The sequence below is a fragment of the Shimia litoralis genome, assembly GCF_005518135.1.
In the GTDB taxonomy this organism is placed as follows: Bacteria; Pseudomonadota; Alphaproteobacteria; order Rhodobacterales; family Rhodobacteraceae; genus Shimia_E; species Shimia_E litoralis.
In genome coordinates this window covers 132,087-146,046 of the sequence record NZ_SULI01000002.1, presented here as the reverse complement: position 1 = coordinate 146,046, position 13,960 = coordinate 132,087, and the positions used below count along the sequence as shown (strand labels likewise).

The window sequence follows — 13,960 nt, the reverse complement described above, 5'->3', positions numbered from 1 at the left end:
GTATCGGTTCACGCATTGAACGGGTTATATAACCTGTCTCAACATTTAGAAAAGAGCTTCAGGCTAATTTTGGGTGTACCTCATGACCAAGACCCTCACAACACTCGGTTTCGACGCAGATGATACGCTTTGGCACAACGAGCGGTTCTTTCGCATAACTCAAGAACGATTCGCCGATCTATTGTCGGACTTCACCCCGCAAGATCATCTCGAGGCGCGGCTGCTGGAGGCCGAGAAGCGCAACAATGGGCACTATGGGTTCGGGGTCAAAGGGTTTGTTTTGTCCATGATCGAAACCGCCATCGAAGTCACCCAAGGTCGTGTCCCCGCCTGTGTCATTTCAGAACTCATGGCTGCAGGGCGTGATATGTTGGAGCATCCGATCGAACTCTTGCCAGGTGTCGAGGACACAATACGAGAGCTTTCCAAGAGCCATTCTCTCATTTTGGTGACCAAGGGGGACCTGTTAGATCAAGAACGCAAGCTCGCGCAGTCTGGCCTGGGAGAGATGTTTAATTGGGTCGAAATCGTGTCGCATAAAACGCCGGATATTTACACGCGTGTGTTCTCCCAACACGGAGACGGCGCAGCGCGCGCGTTGATGGTGGGCAACTCCTTGCGATCAGATGTGCTGCCTGCACTTGCAGCCGGAAGTTGGGGCGTGCATGTCCCCCACGGGATGACATGGGCCCTTGAACATGCCGAGCCCCCCGTCGGAGCCGCACGATTTGCCGAAATTGAGTCGCTGGATTTTCTGCCAGATCTTGTACGTAACATTGGCTAGGGGTGCCCCAATTTTGCCGCAATCGCTCCCCTAGCGCATGCAGGGCACTGACCCCCAACATCTTGGTTGTTTTTCACGTCACGTCGTTGGAATAAGTCTAAACGAATGGCTTTATTCAAAATTAGAGCTGTGCTAGCGTGCTGTCATAAATAATAGCCAGACCGGAAAACCGGCGGCATGAGGCAGAAAAAGGCAGTATTCAAGTGAAGGATCGGCAACTCACGCCGGCCCGTTTCGGGCTTGCTATTCTTGCGACCATTTGGATGATGGTTGTGATCCCGCTGTCAGCAGCTGCGGCGCCTTATGCAGCGATGGTGATTGATGCGCGCTCTGGCGAAGTCCTGCACGCACGCAACGCAGACACCCGACTACATCCGGCCTCTCTCACAAAAATGATGACCCTCTATATCGCTTTCGAGGCGGTGCGGACGGGCGAAATATCTTTGGACACCAAAGTAAAGATTTCTCAGAATGCGGCTAACGAACCTCCCTCCAAGCTAGGCTTGCGAGCCGGGCAACGTATTGCCTTTCGGTATTTGATCCGTGGTGCTGCGGTGAAATCGGCAAATGACGCGGCAACAGCGATTGGCGAAGCCATTTCAGGATCCGAGGCCAAGTTTGCCCGGCGCATGAACCGTACGGCCAAGGCCCTTGGCATGTCTAACACCACCTTTAAGAACGCGCATGGATTGACCGAAAGCGGTCATATGTCGACCGCACGGGACATGACCACATTGGGGCGGCACCTGCTGTATGACTATCCAGATTACTATAACCTGTTTTCTCGGCGCTCTACCGACGCTGGTATTAAGCAGGTGAACAACACCAACCGCAAGCTTTTGGCCGCCTATCGCGGCGCAGATGGCATCAAAACCGGATACACACGCGCCGCCGGATTTAACCTTGTGGCCTCTGCCGAACGCGGAAACGAGCGCGTCATCGCGACAGTATTTGGCGGACGCTCAAGCGCATCTCGAAATGCCAAAGTCGCAGAATTGCTGGATCTTGGTTTCCGCCGATCTCCTTCCAATGTGGCGCTTCGCAAACCAAGTGCCCCCAAGTATGGCGCAAATCCACAGGTTGCAGGCAAAACAATTCGGGTGACAACAGCCGTAAAAACCAGCCTACGCCCCAAAATGCGCCCCCGCTCTGCCGAACCGCAAAATCAGGCCGTCGTCGTCGCGACCGCCAAGACCATCGAATATGACATTCAATCTGCGCTTATCGAAGCACAGGCCGAAAAACCCGCGACAAGCGACACCAGCATCACGTTGACCAGCACATCGCAAACCATTCCGACGCCCGAGCCACAGGTTGTCACCCGTCTGTCCACCTCTGGGGGGCGTTCATGGGGGATCAATGTGGGGCGCTATCCCAGCCGATACGCCGCCGAGAAGGTACTGCTCAAAACGGCCTTGGCCGAGATGAGCACCTTGGACGGGAGCTTGCGCAAAGTTGTCAAAGGCAGTCGCGGGTATGAAGCCAATTTTCTGGGTATGACACGCGAGACGGCTGACTTGGCCTGTCGACGCCTTCAGGCCCGTCAAATCGCATGCTACACATTGGGGCCGTCCTAAGCCTTGAACTGAATCGTGTCTTGGCGCAGAACTTGTGGCATGACCAAAACAGTTCTCCCTCTCCCGCACCCTGTCCTGTTGCCCATTTCTGACAGCGATGACACATTCCCGGTCCGGCGCATTTTTTGTGTTGGCCGCAACTATGCAGAACACGCACGTGAAATGGGAAACGATCCTGATCGCGAGCCGCCCTTTTTCTTCACCAAACCAGCAGATGCAGCGGTGCGGTCGGGTCTTACCCTGCCGTTCCCAATGGCAACCGAAAATCTGCATCACGAGGCAGAACTTGTCATCGCAATTGGACGCGGCGGTGCTCATATTCCAGCCGACCAAGCCACAGATTACATATGGGGTTATGCGACAGGCAATGACCTGACGCGTCGCGACATGCAGGCCGAGGCAAAGTCAAAACGACGCCCTTGGGACATGGCAAAAGGCTTTGACTGCTCTGCCATCATAGGCCCCCTGCACCCTGCCTCGGAGGTCGGCACGATGACACACGGAGCAATCTCGGCGACGGTGGATGGCGATCCACGCCAATCCGGAGATTTATCCGAAATGATATGGCCCTCGGATCAAGTAATTGCGTTCCTGTCTGATCTTGTCACGTTGGCCCCAGGCGATTTGATCATGACTGGTACACCTGCTGGCGTTGGCCCCATCGAGCGTGGCCAAACCTGCGAAGTCCACATCCAAGGCCTATCACCCGCGATTGTGAGCTTTGACTGACATACGGCGCAGGTATCCGCGCGTGCTTGATGCCTTAAGGTTTGGGGTGCTCGTCCCACTCGCTTGACAGAATGCGCTGCGCATCTCCGTCAGGATCATCGTATTGATTTGATCGCACCGTGTACAAAAATGCACCCAACCCGATGCCGCCAAGCACGAGTGAGATCGGGATCAAATATGTCAGGACTTCCATCAGGCAATTACCTTAGCCGCAAAGCATTCAGGGACACTGTAATCGAAGATGATGACATGGCCAATGCGGCAATCAAGGGGGTGGCCAAACCAGCCACAGCCAAGGGCACCGCGATAATGTTATAGATCGTGGCGATCCGGAAGTTCTCGCGAATCCGCTTGGTCGCAGAGCGCGCAATTGTCAGCGCATCGGCGATCGGGCTTAGATCCCCGCCAAGCAACACAATATCAGACGCAACACGTGCCGCATCCAGCGCAGACGCCGGAGAGATCGAGACATGTGCCGCAGCCAAAGCCGCTGTATCATTCAGGCCGTCGCCCACCATGAGGACATGCTTTCCTTCAGCTGACAACGCCTGCACGCGCGCAGCCTTGTCTTGCGGCAACGCTTCGGCGACCCATTTGCTAATGCCCAACCGATCCGCCAGCGCCTCGACCGCGCCGGCGCTATCACCAGAGATCAACAAGACGTCTTTGCCATTTTCCTGCAGGGCCTTTACGGCGTCTTCAGCCCCCTCACGCAGCGTGTCTTTGAAGGTAAAAGCGCGAGATTTCCCGTCTTCCAAAGATAGAAATGCCGATGTTTGCGCCAAGGGCTGCGCCCCAATCCACGCGGCGCGCCCCAAACGCACCAATTTGCCATTCAATGTGCCTTGGGTGCCATAGCCGGGGACTTCTTGAAGATCGCCAAGCGGCACAGGCTTGATGCCGGCATCCTGTGCGGCATGTACCAGCGCCTGTGACAACGGGTGTGATGATCCAGCCGCCAACGCGAGCGCAATCTCGAGTTCGCGGCGCGTAAAGTCACCCAGATTGGTGAGCTCGGGGGTGCCAGCGGTCAACGTCCCCGTCTTGTCAAACACCACCGTGTCGACCTGAGCCAAGCGTTCAAGTGCCGTGGAATGTTTGATCAGCATACCTTTGCGAAACAAACGCCCAGACGCCGCGGTTGTCACCGCAGGTACGGCCAGCCCAAGTGCACATGGGCAGGTGATGATCAGCACCGCAGCAGCAATATTTAGCGCGGTGCGCACATCAAACGTATACAAATACCAACCAACAAAGGCCAGCGCCGATAGAATGTGCACGCCGGGCGCATAAAGCTGTGCGGCCTTGTCCGCGAGCGACGTATATCGCGAGCGACCTGATTCAGCGATAGCCACCAGATCCGCCATGCGATGCAGGCTTGTTTCTTCACCCACAGCGGTTGCGCGTACGACCAAGGGTCCTGTCAGGTTCACTTCTCCCGCACTGACCGCCATACCAGGTTCGGCAAACACCGGAACGGTTTCCCCAGTAAGCAATGACCGGTCCAACTCGGACTGGCCCTCGACGATTTCACCATCAACAGGCAAGCGTCCGCCGGGCCGAACAAGAACCCTGTCGTCGACACGCAAAGTGCTGACTTGGACCGTCTCTTCTTCCCCATCGTGAATACGAATGGCGCGCGGCACTTCCAACGCGGCAAGCTCTTCCGCTGCGGAACGTGCAACTGCGCGTGTACGATGATCCAGATACCGCCCTGCCAAAAGGAAAAACACCAAAGTCAGCGCGGCATCAAAATAGGCGTGATCACCCGATAGCGTGGTTTCCCAAAGAGATGTTGCGACGGCCAAAACAATCGCCAGCACAATGGGAACATCCATGTTCAAACGCTTGTGCTTGAGCGCCCCCCAAGCGCTTGTGAAGAAGGGTTTTCCCGAGAACACAATTGTCGGCAACGCGATCGCAGCAGACAGCCAATGGAACAAATCTCTTGTGGCGTCTTCGGCACCGGACCACACCGACACCGAAAGCAGCATAACATTCATTGACGCAAAGCCCGCCACCGCAAGCCGCATCAGCAAATCACGCCCGGCCTTGTCTGTCGCAGTTGCAGATAATGTGCCAGCGTCCAGTTCGTGGGCCTCATATCCAATACGGTCCAACACCCGTACAAGATCATCCGCCGTCACATCGTGCTCTGCCTCGATGGTCGCCCTCTTAAGTGTGAGGTTCACCCGAGCAGTTTTCACCCCGGGCTCTGCCACCAAGGCGCGCTCCACCGCAGAAATACAGGCCGCGCAATGAATAGTCGGAAGCGACAGCGCCAAACGGGCCTCTTTCTGGGCCTCTTGTTCTGCCAGTGCCTCGGCTGCTGGGGCCGCAGAACAGGCAGGACATGCAGAAACATTTGGGCGCATGGCGGCTGTCATTTTCTTATCCCTTAACGTGCAGGATCACGCGTTGCGTAAACTCTGTTCCATCCACGGACGTTGCTGTCATACGGATGTTCCAGTTTCCATCTGCCAATTCGACCGGCGCGACATAAGCTTGGCCGTCAAATTTGAAATCGGGCTTGATATCGTCTTTTACATGTGTGGCACGCCCCAAGACGGCATTGAGGTTTTCAACCTGGATCGGCATCCCGGCATCATCCGTAATCGCCAGAATGACTAAGCCCCCAGTAGCACGGGCGTTCACATGCCACCCCAAAGCCTCTTGAGCGTCCCTGCGAATATCGAACTCTTGGCTCGCCACATAAGAGTTTTTCACCTCTAGTCCCGGAAACGTTTTCACAGCGGAAAACGCCAGCACCAGATTCACAAGGATAATCACCCCGAAGGCGCCGACAAACAGCATTGCTGCATGTCGGCCGGTGAATTCACGTTCTGCCATTACTTGCCTCTTCCGTTGAACACGGTGTCTTTATACACGCGATCACCATTTGACACATCTTCGACCCAAAAACGGAACTCAGTTGCGGGTGACTCTGCAGGTACGGACCCTTTTGGAGCCAACACGTACACGCGCTGCAGCTGCATTTCATCCGCGGCCACAGTGACCGTTTCATAAGGTGTCCCTTCAAGTTGAACACGCAAAGACGAGTCACCCTTGACCGAAATGCGGAACGGACGGTCGTCGCCATGCTTGTTGCGCAAACGCACTTCGTATGTATTCCGGATCGTGCCATCTGACAGGGTTACAAAGGTCGGGTTCCGAACTGGTGCAACGGTCAGATCAATGTCAGACCGGATGAACAAAGCCACAACCAGACCGACACCAACCAACGACCACAACGTCGTGTACATGATGGTCCGAGGACGCAGAATGTGTTTCCAAACATTGCGTGGCGGTTTGCCCGCGCGTTCGTTCACTTCATCCGACTGAGCCATGTAATCAATCAGACCACGCGGCTTACCGACTTTGGTCATGATGTCATCGCATGCATCAATACACAGCGCGCAGGTGATGCATTCAAGTTGTTGACCATCGCGAATATCGATGCCCACAGGGCAAACGTTCACACATGCCATACAATCGATACAATCACCCAACTCGGTGTCATTGGTACGCTTACCTTTGCCACGTGGCTCGCCGCGCCATTCGCGGTAACCGACGGTCAAAGTGTCTTCGTCCATCATTGCGGCCTGAATACGTGGCCAAGGACAGGCGTAGATACAGATTTGTTCGCGTGCAATCGCACCAAAGAATACCGTCGTCGCCGTCATCACAGCAATGGTTGTATAGGCAACCGGGTGGGCCGTGCCGTGAATCAAATCAACCATCAACGTGGGGGCATCCGTAAAGTAGAACACCCAAGCCCCACCTGTGGCTGCACCAATGACAATCCACGAGGTATATTTTATGAGCCGCAAACGAACCTTGCGCAAATCCCATTTCTTTTGGTTATGAAGGCGAACCCGCGCGTTTCTGTCCCCTTCGATCCATCGTTCCACAAGGATGAATAGATCGGTCCAAACAGTCTGCGGACATGCATAACCACACCAGACGCGCCCCAACGCTGATGTGAACAAGAACAACCCAAGCCCGGCCATGATCAAGAGGCCGGCAATGAAATAGAATTCGTGTGGCCAAATCTCGATCATAAAGAAAAAGAACCGGCGATTAGCCAAATCAAGAAGAACGGCTTGATCTGGCAAACTTGGGCCACGATCCCAGCGGATCAGCGGCGTCAAATAGTAGATACCCAGCGTAAACGCCATAAGGAACCATTTCAGGTTCCGGAATTTGCCATAAACCTTTTTGGGGAAAACCGGCTCGCGGGCGGCATAAAGGCCCGGTTCTTGATCGGTAGTGCTCACAGGAATCACTCGCGCATTGGGAATTGTCTATGTTTCTTTTGACCCTGTAAGATCACAAAGACTTTGATATGGGTCAAATTCTACATCCTAAATGTAGGTTTTAACATATCACGACGATAGGCAGCCAGACGACAAACGCAGCGTTCAGCGGCGAATTCAGGCGTTTTTACGTGCAAATCTCACTTCAACGCCGCGTAGCGCCAAACGATCACGACAATGTGACATCCGAGAAATTTATCGAAGTCAGAGAAGCTTGAGAAACAATTCGTATCTGATATCAAGAAAGATAGGCGGTGTCGGCGTTCCAGGAAACGCGCGAACAGGACGGAAAGCCGACACCTACATGCCATTAAGACAATCTGTCTTTAGGCAACTCTGTTTCAAGCAACACCAAATTGACTCGGCACGCTTGAACTTGCCCAACTCTCTCTGATTTACGCCGTTCTACCTTTGACCCAGATCAAACTCTGTGCATTATCCTTAGTCAGGGAGCGGAAATTTTGATGTTGGAAACGGGAGGCCACTCAATTTCCGAACAATATGAAGAGCGCAAAGCGCTGAATGCCGCTGAAATTGGCGCCATGGCACACCTTTATCGAGGTGAAGTCTATCGCAGCACCATCTGGCGGACACGTCTTGACACAACCACCAACTGGGCCGTTGTGACACTGGGTGTGGCGTTGTCCATATCTTTTGCATCTCCGGACGCATCACCTCTGCCGTTGGTGTTGGTCGGCGTCTTGATCATCTTTTTCCTCATGCTCGAAGCACGACGGTACAGGTATTTCAATGTCTGGCGTGCCCGCGCCCGATGGATGGAAACCCATTTTTATGCGCCGATGCTCTATGACGGGAATCTGCACCTTGAAGAAAATTGGCAAAAGGTACTCGCCAATGACTATCTCCATCCAAAATACCACGTCGATTATCTGACCGCGATCGGCCGACGTATTCGTCGGAATTACTTGTGGATCTTGTTGATTCAATCTTTGGCTTTTGCTGGAAAAATTGCCGTGCACCCGACACCTGTCCAAAGCTGGGACGAAGCTTTTCGCCGCGCAGATGTCGGCCCGGTGCCCGGCGAGGTGATTGTCGGGCTCGGTGCGCTCTACATGGTCGTTTGGGTGATCATGGCAATCTGGAGTGACCAAAACGACATCAGTCGCGCAAAATATCGACAAACAGACAGCTCTATGGGCTGAATAGAAAACACCGGCGCTCTGGAAATCCTGCAAGCAGGTCAGAACGCCGGTGTGAAAAACCAAGGGCAGTCGCCCGCCCTTGGAAAACTTTCATGATATCAGTTACTCACCGCCACCAAGCTGGTGAACATATGTGGCCACGGCACGAATTTGTGCATCGGTCAGACGTGTGTTCCAGTTCGGCATCACACCATAGCGGCTGTTGGTCACGGTTTCGGTTACAGCAGCATAGTCGCCACCATAGAGCCAGATCGCGTCAGTCAGGTTCGGTGCACCTTGATCGCGATCACCCGTACCGTCTTCCATGTGGCACGAAGAACAGTTGTCTTCGAACACAACAGCGCCTGCAGCAACTTTGGAAGCATCCATCGCATCGCCAGACAGCGACATCACAAAGTTCACAACTTGCTCGATCTCTTCGCCTTCCAGCATTTCACCGAATGCTGGCATTTCCGAGTAACGTGCATCATCGTCTTCTTCGTTCCGGATACCGTGATTGATGGTGGTATAGATGGCTTCGATATCGCCACCCCACAGCCAATCATTGTCCAGAAGGTTGGGGTATCCCACCGCACCAGCAGCACCAGAACCGTGGCACTGAGCACACCAGGTCTTAAAGACCGCCGAGCCCGCTGAAACAGCATAGCCGTTCAACTCTGGATCGCCAGAAATGGCTGTCAGCTCTGCAGCTTCAAGCTTGGCATTGATAGGTGCCAATTTGGCAGCCGCCACATCAATGTCTTTCTGAACATCACCGCGGGTAGAGAACCCGAGCATCCCAGCCGTCGCGCTTTTGACGCCGGGCCATGCAGGATACGCAATCGAGTAGCCGATCGCCCAGACGATACACGCGTAGAATACATAGACCCACCAACGTGGCAGCGGATTGTTATACTCTTCGATACCATCCCAGCTATGGCCGGTTGTTTCGACTTGATGGCCTTTTTTTACAGGTTTTTTACTCATGTCCTCGCCTCCTCATCCGTGGCGGGTTTGTCTTCGTGCCGGAACGGGATGTCCGCGGTATCGCGGTACTCCTTGCCACTTCCCGGACGGAACACCCAAAGGATGACCGCCGCGAAGAAAGCAAACAAGAACAATAGCATCCAGCTGTCGGCGAACTCTCGCAGTAGGGAATATGTTTCCATTTCCCTGCCCCTTACCGCGATGCGTCGGGAGTGAAGGTCGAGAAGTCAACCAACGTACCCAACATTTGCAGATAGGCGACCAAAGCGTCCATTTCAGAGATACCTTCGGCACCATCGAAATTGCGAACGTTTACCTTTTCACCATAGCGCTCGAGCAAACCGTCATAGTCGCTGTCGGGGTCTGCTTGGGCCGCAAAGTCAGCCTGCGCATTTTCCAACATCTCGTCGGTGTAAGGAACACCGACCATACGGTTCGTCGCCAACAGATCACCGATATACTTACCATCAATCATCTTGCGCTCGAGGAAGCCATATTTCGGCATCACTGATTCAGGCACAACAGACTGTGGGTTGCGTAGGTGATCGACTTGCCAATCATCCGAATAACGACCGCCGACACGTGCCAGATCAGGACCTGTCCGCTTGGAACCCCATTGGAAGGGGTGGTCATACTTGGATTCCGCTGCGAGCGAATAGTGGCCATAACGTTCGACCTCATCACGCATTGGGCGGATCATCTGCGAGTGGCAGACATAGCAGCCTTCGCGGACATAGACATCACGACCTGCCAACTCCAGCGGGGTGTAGGGGCGCATGCCCTCTACTTCCTCGATGGTGTTTTCCAGCCAGAAAAGGGGTGCGATCTGAACGATCCCACCGATGGTCACGACCAAGAAGCTGAAAATCAGCAGGAGGGTCGCGTTGGTCTCGAGGATTTTATGTTTATCGAGAATAGCCATTGCTCCGGCCCTCCTTATTCAGCCGGGACTGCAGTAGCGAGCGCTTCTTTGGCAGGCGCTTTCTTCACAGTCATCCAGAGATTGTAGCACATGATGATGGCACCAGAGAGGAACATAAGCCCACCCAGACCACGCACAACGTACATCGGGAATTTCGCAGCCACAGTGTCCGCAAACGAGTTCACAAGGAAACCGTTGGCATCAACTTCGCGCCACATCAGGCCTTCCATGATACCGGTAACCCACATCGACGCGGCATACAGAACGATACCGATCGTGGCCAACCAGAAGTGCCAAGAGACTAGCGACAGCGAATACAGGCGCTCACGCTTCCACAGAACCGGAACCAGATAGTACAGAGCACCAAAGGTGATCATACCGTTCCAACCCAAGGCACCAGAGTGCACGTGGCCAATTGTCCAGTCAGTGTAGTGCGACAGCGAGTTCACAGCGCGGATCGACATCATCGGACCTTCAAAGGTCGACATGCCGTAAAAGCCGATCGAGATAACCATCATACGGATGATCGGATCGGTGCGCAGTTTGTCCCAAGCACCCGACAGCGTCATCAGGCCGTTGATCATGCCACCCCAAGACGGCATCCACAGAACAATCGAGAACACCATGCCCAAGGTCGAAGCCCAGTCAGGCAGCGCAGTATAGTGCAAGTGGTGGGGACCAGCCCAGATGTACAGGAAGATCAGAGCCCAAAAGTGGATGATCGACAGCTTGTACGAGAACACAGGACGTTCGGCCTGTTTCGGTACAAAGTAGTACATCATGCCCAAGAAGCCCGCGGTCAGGAAGAACCCAACGGCGTTGTGACCATACCACCACTGAACCATCGCATCCTGAACACCCGAGAATACCTGAACAGATTTAGATCCAAAGATCGAAACCGGCATGGACAGGTTGTTGACGAGGTGCAGCATCGCAACGGTGACGATGAACGACAGATAGAACCAGTTTGCCACATAAATGTGTGGTTCTTTGCGTTTGATGATCGTTCCCAAGAAAACGGCCAGATATGCAACCCAGACTACAGTGAGCCAGATATCGATATACCATTCTGGTTCTGCATATTCTTTTGATTGCGTGACACCCAACAGGTATCCAGTCGCGGCCAGCACGATAAACAGCTGATAACCCCAGAAAACAAACCATGCCAAGTTGCCACCCCAAAGGCGGGCTGCCGATGTACGCTGAACCACAAAGAACGAGGTCGCGATCAAGGCATTCCCACCAAAGGCGAAAATAACAGCAGATGTGTGCAACGGACGAAGACGACCAAAGTTGGCGTAGCCTTCTGCCCATTCAAAATTCAATCCCGGAAATGCCAGTTGGAAAGCGATAAATACGCCTGCCAGAAAGCCGACAACACCCCAAAAGGCGGTGGCGATGACACCGGCGCGGACAACGCCATCAAGATATTCGTTCTGCGGAGTGGTTTTTACGTCACCGGTTCCCCGCAATGTCCAGATAAATAGGCCACCTGATACAACAGCCACAATAATGGCGTGCACCTGATAAGCCATATCGCGCGCGTAATTGGCTGCGATCATCGCGAATAGCGTGACCAAGCCAAGCGCGATCAGCTTGATATAATTCAACATTTTGCGTCCCTTCGTCTTACTAGGCACGATTCGAATGCACCCAGCTCATTTTAGACTAACTGTCTTTTGCTGCCGCGGTCATATCTACGCCTTGATCTGTGTCAAAGCATAATACTTCAAAAATGTCCCCAATCACCAAGAACCTTACGGCGTTTCGGCTTTCTGGCACCTACGCCTATGCATTACCCGCCGCCATGGAGACAAAAAATGGCTTACAAAACACTTCTTGCGGTACTAACGGACGCAAAACTTGCGGGCATGACTGTCGCGCAAGGCATTGAACTTGCTCGAAGTTTGGACGCGCACCTGGATGTCCTCTGCCTAGGCGTCGACCGAAGCCAGACCGGATATTATTATGCTGGCGCAAACGCCATGCTGCTTCAGGAAACCTTGAATCGTGCACAAGCCGAGTCAGAGGCATTAGAGCAACAGGCCACGGAAATGCTGCGCGCAAGCGATATTCGTTGGGGAACCGAGTCTGGAGTCGCACAAATCTCTGATCTTGGTCGCCATGTTGCGGCACGTGCCCGGTTCTCCGATTTGGTCATCCTCCCCAAACCTTACGGCAAAGAACATGGCGCAGAGATAGAGCCCACGATCGAAGCGGCGTTGTTCGAAGGACAAGCCCCCGTATTCATGCTTCCGGATCAAAGCGTGCCGTTGAGCGCCCCAAAAAATATTTGCATTGGCTGGAACGAGAGCAGCGAGGCGCTCGTCGCCGTGCGTGCGGCACTTCCGTTCTTGATCCAAGCAGATAACGTACATGTTGTTGTGATTGACCCACCGACCCACGGCCCAAACAGATCGGACCCCGGCGGGTTGTTGTCACAGTATCTGTCGCGCCACGGGGTACGTGTAGAAATTGACGTGCTCTCCAAGACCTTGCCGCGCGTCAGCGATGTGTTGATGCGTCACGCCAAAGACTGCGAAAGCGATATGGTTGTGATGGGCGCATATGGCCACTCCAGATTCCGCGAGGCCATTTTGGGTGGTGCCACAAGAAGCATGTTGGAAAAAGCAGAAGTGCCGGTTTTCCTAGCGCACTAAGCGGCACTGGAAATACCGCGCGAAGCGCACACAAAAGGCAGACACCGTTCTGCCTTTTGAATTAGACCATCATACCGCCATCGCTGTCATCGCCGGCCTCTTCCAGCAGGCGTGACAAATCCGGAATGGTGACATGGCGTTTGCCCTCAAGCAAAATCACCCCGTCACGCTTGAGCGCTGACATCTGGCGGCTTACGGTTTCCAACGTCAGACCCAAATAGTCTGCCATGGCTTCACGCGTGAGCGGCAGATCAAACACGAGTGTGCCCTGTGCCCCGCTTAATTTCAAAGACGCGTCGCGACGGGCAATAATAGACAATAGGCTGGCAATCTTTTCACGCGCAGTTTTGCGGCCAAGCACAAGCATCCACTCGCGTGCTGCATCTAGTTCGTCCAAAGTCATTTCAAGCAGGCGCTGCGCAATATGGGGCGTCTCAAGCATCATGCGCTCAAATGGCTTTTTCCGGAAACAACACATCACCAAATCAGTTGTGGCGACGACATCATATGCCGCCCCATCCCGACCAGGACGCCCGACAAAATCAGACGGCAGCAACAGCCCAACCATTTGGGTGCGTCCGTCCTCCATCGTCTGCGTCAGGGATGCGATTCCCGACACAACAGACCCGACAAAGTCCATTTTGTCGCCAGACCACACCACAGTTTGCCCCGCCTCAAAACTCCGATAATATTTGATCTCTTCCAAGACCTCGAGTTCGTCTGTTTCACAGCGCGCGCAAACAGCCCTATGGCGAATAGGACAATTCCCGCAATCCTGCGAGTGTTGGAGGGTCGGTTCATTTAGCATTTTTCGTGTTCGCGCTTGATCTGGGTCAAGGAGAG

The 13,960-nt window shown here is 54.0% G+C and carries 14 protein-coding genes; 5 read left to right on the top strand and 9 right to left on the bottom strand.

All coding sequences use genetic code 11. The annotated features are described in order from the left end of the window. Window positions 1-82 precede the first annotated feature (82 nt). The 3 genes from FAP39_RS02705 (at window position 83) to FAP39_RS02695 (ending at window position 3,090) form a co-directional block, all read left to right on the top strand. On the top strand, window positions 83-784 hold the full coding sequence (locus FAP39_RS02705; RefSeq protein ID WP_138014840.1) for an HAD family hydrolase: 702 nt from the start codon (window positions 83-85) through the stop codon (window positions 782-784). 263 nt (window positions 785-1,047) lie between these two features. Next, complete coding sequence (locus tag FAP39_RS02700; RefSeq protein WP_138014989.1) at window positions 1,048-2,361, top strand: D-alanyl-D-alanine carboxypeptidase family protein; 1,314 nt, start codon at window positions 1,048-1,050, stop codon at window positions 2,359-2,361. Between the two features lie 39 nt (window positions 2,362-2,400). Beyond that, on the top strand, window positions 2,401-3,090 hold the full coding sequence (locus FAP39_RS02695; RefSeq protein ID WP_138014839.1) for a fumarylacetoacetate hydrolase family protein: 690 nt from the start codon (window positions 2,401-2,403) through the stop codon (window positions 3,088-3,090). A 34-nt stretch (window positions 3,091-3,124) separates the two neighbouring features. Here FAP39_RS02695 and ccoS read toward each other — a convergent pair whose 3' ends face one another. The 4 genes from ccoS to ccoG are packed head-to-tail and all read right to left on the bottom strand — an operon-like array spanning window position 3,125 to window position 7,367. Continuing rightward, on the bottom strand, window positions 3,125-3,283 hold the full coding sequence (gene ccoS / locus FAP39_RS02690; RefSeq protein WP_138014838.1) for a cbb3-type cytochrome oxidase assembly protein CcoS: 159 nt from the start codon (window positions 3,281-3,283) through the stop codon (window positions 3,125-3,127). A 7-nt stretch (window positions 3,284-3,290) separates the two neighbouring features. Next, entirely contained in the window at window positions 3,291-5,477 is a 2,187-nt protein-coding gene (locus FAP39_RS02685) for a heavy metal translocating P-type ATPase (RefSeq protein WP_138014837.1), read from the bottom strand. 4 nt (window positions 5,478-5,481) lie between these two features. Further along, window positions 5,482-5,940 (bottom strand): FixH family protein, encoded by a 459-nt coding sequence (locus tag FAP39_RS02680; RefSeq protein WP_138014836.1) that lies wholly within the window; start codon window positions 5,938-5,940, stop codon window positions 5,482-5,484. Then, on the bottom strand, window positions 5,940-7,367 hold the full coding sequence (gene ccoG, locus FAP39_RS02675) for a cytochrome c oxidase accessory protein CcoG (protein ID WP_138014835.1): 1,428 nt from the start codon (window positions 7,365-7,367) through the stop codon (window positions 5,940-5,942). The genes FAP39_RS02680 and ccoG overlap by 1 nt, the downstream gene beginning before the upstream one ends. A 503-nt stretch (window positions 7,368-7,870) precedes the next feature. On the opposite strand from ccoG, the gene FAP39_RS02670 reads away from it, so the two are divergent. Next, complete coding sequence (locus FAP39_RS02670) at window positions 7,871-8,569, top strand: DUF2270 domain-containing protein (RefSeq protein WP_138014834.1); 699 nt, start codon at window positions 7,871-7,873, stop codon at window positions 8,567-8,569. Between the two features lie 102 nt (window positions 8,570-8,671). Here the strand turns inward: FAP39_RS02670 and ccoP are convergent, their stop codons facing one another. Genes ccoP through ccoN form a run of 4 tightly spaced genes read right to left on the bottom strand, consistent with a single transcriptional unit; the run spans window position 8,672 to window position 12,070 of the window. Next, a complete protein-coding gene (ccoP, locus tag FAP39_RS02665) occupies window positions 8,672-9,535 on the bottom strand; it encodes a cytochrome-c oxidase, cbb3-type subunit III (RefSeq protein ID WP_138014833.1) in 864 nt (287 codons plus the stop codon). Further along, on the bottom strand, window positions 9,532-9,717 hold the full coding sequence (locus FAP39_RS02660; protein ID WP_138014832.1) for a cbb3-type cytochrome c oxidase subunit 3: 186 nt from the start codon (window positions 9,715-9,717) through the stop codon (window positions 9,532-9,534). Before FAP39_RS02660 ends, ccoP begins: the two co-directional genes overlap by 4 nt. A gap of 11 nt (window positions 9,718-9,728) precedes the next feature. Continuing rightward, window positions 9,729-10,457 carry a cytochrome-c oxidase, cbb3-type subunit II gene (gene ccoO, locus FAP39_RS02655; protein WP_138014831.1) on the bottom strand — a complete coding sequence of 243 codons (729 nt, stop codon included), beginning with the start codon at window positions 10,455-10,457 and terminating at the stop codon, window positions 9,729-9,731. A gap of 14 nt (window positions 10,458-10,471) precedes the next feature. Next, window positions 10,472-12,070: a cytochrome-c oxidase, cbb3-type subunit I gene (gene ccoN, locus FAP39_RS02650; RefSeq protein ID WP_138014830.1), complete on the bottom strand. Its 1,599-nt coding sequence runs from the start codon at window positions 12,068-12,070 to the stop codon at window positions 10,472-10,474. Between the two features lie 207 nt (window positions 12,071-12,277). On the opposite strand from ccoN, the gene FAP39_RS02645 reads away from it, so the two are divergent. Next, complete coding sequence (locus FAP39_RS02645) at window positions 12,278-13,117, top strand: universal stress protein (RefSeq protein WP_138014829.1); 840 nt, start codon at window positions 12,278-12,280, stop codon at window positions 13,115-13,117. 61 nt (window positions 13,118-13,178) lie between these two features. On the opposite strand, the gene fnrL is transcribed toward FAP39_RS02645, so the two are convergent. Beyond that, entirely contained in the window at window positions 13,179-13,925 is a 747-nt protein-coding gene (fnrL, locus tag FAP39_RS02640) for a transcriptional regulator FnrL (RefSeq protein WP_138014828.1), read from the bottom strand. Window positions 13,926-13,960 lie beyond the last annotated feature (35 nt).

What these genes read in the sequence shown, in the direction of transcription:
- ccoP (WP_138014833.1), bottom strand. Translation starts at nt 9,535, where the DNA reads ATGAGTAAAAAACCTGTAAAAAAAGGCCATCAAGTCGAAACAACCGGC.
- FAP39_RS02700 (WP_138014989.1), top strand. Translation starts at nt 1,048, where the DNA reads ATGATGGTTGTGATCCCGCTGTCAGCAGCTGCGGCGCCTTATGCAGCG.
- FAP39_RS02685 (WP_138014837.1), bottom strand. Translation starts at nt 5,477, where the DNA reads ATGACAGCCGCCATGCGCCCAAATGTTTCTGCATGTCCTGCCTGTTCT.
- ccoS (WP_138014838.1), bottom strand. Translation starts at nt 3,283, where the DNA reads ATGGAAGTCCTGACATATTTGATCCCGATCTCACTCGTGCTTGGCGGC.
- FAP39_RS02670 (WP_138014834.1), top strand. Translation starts at nt 7,871, where the DNA reads ATGTTGGAAACGGGAGGCCACTCAATTTCCGAACAATATGAAGAGCGC.
- ccoO (WP_138014831.1), bottom strand. Translation starts at nt 10,457, where the DNA reads ATGGCTATTCTCGATAAACATAAAATCCTCGAGACCAACGCGACCCTC.
- FAP39_RS02680 (WP_138014836.1), bottom strand. Translation starts at nt 5,940, where the DNA reads ATGGCAGAACGTGAATTCACCGGCCGACATGCAGCAATGCTGTTTGTC.
- ccoN (WP_138014830.1), bottom strand. Translation starts at nt 12,070, where the DNA reads ATGTTGAATTATATCAAGCTGATCGCGCTTGGCTTGGTCACGCTATTC.
- fnrL (WP_138014828.1), bottom strand. Translation starts at nt 13,925, where the DNA reads ATGCTAAATGAACCGACCCTCCAACACTCGCAGGATTGCGGGAATTGT.
- FAP39_RS02705 (WP_138014840.1), top strand. Translation starts at nt 83, where the DNA reads ATGACCAAGACCCTCACAACACTCGGTTTCGACGCAGATGATACGCTT.
- FAP39_RS02645 (WP_138014829.1), top strand. Translation starts at nt 12,278, where the DNA reads ATGGCTTACAAAACACTTCTTGCGGTACTAACGGACGCAAAACTTGCG.
- FAP39_RS02660 (WP_138014832.1), bottom strand. Translation starts at nt 9,717, where the DNA reads ATGGAAACATATTCCCTACTGCGAGAGTTCGCCGACAGCTGGATGCTA.
- FAP39_RS02695 (WP_138014839.1), top strand. Translation starts at nt 2,401, where the DNA reads ATGACCAAAACAGTTCTCCCTCTCCCGCACCCTGTCCTGTTGCCCATT.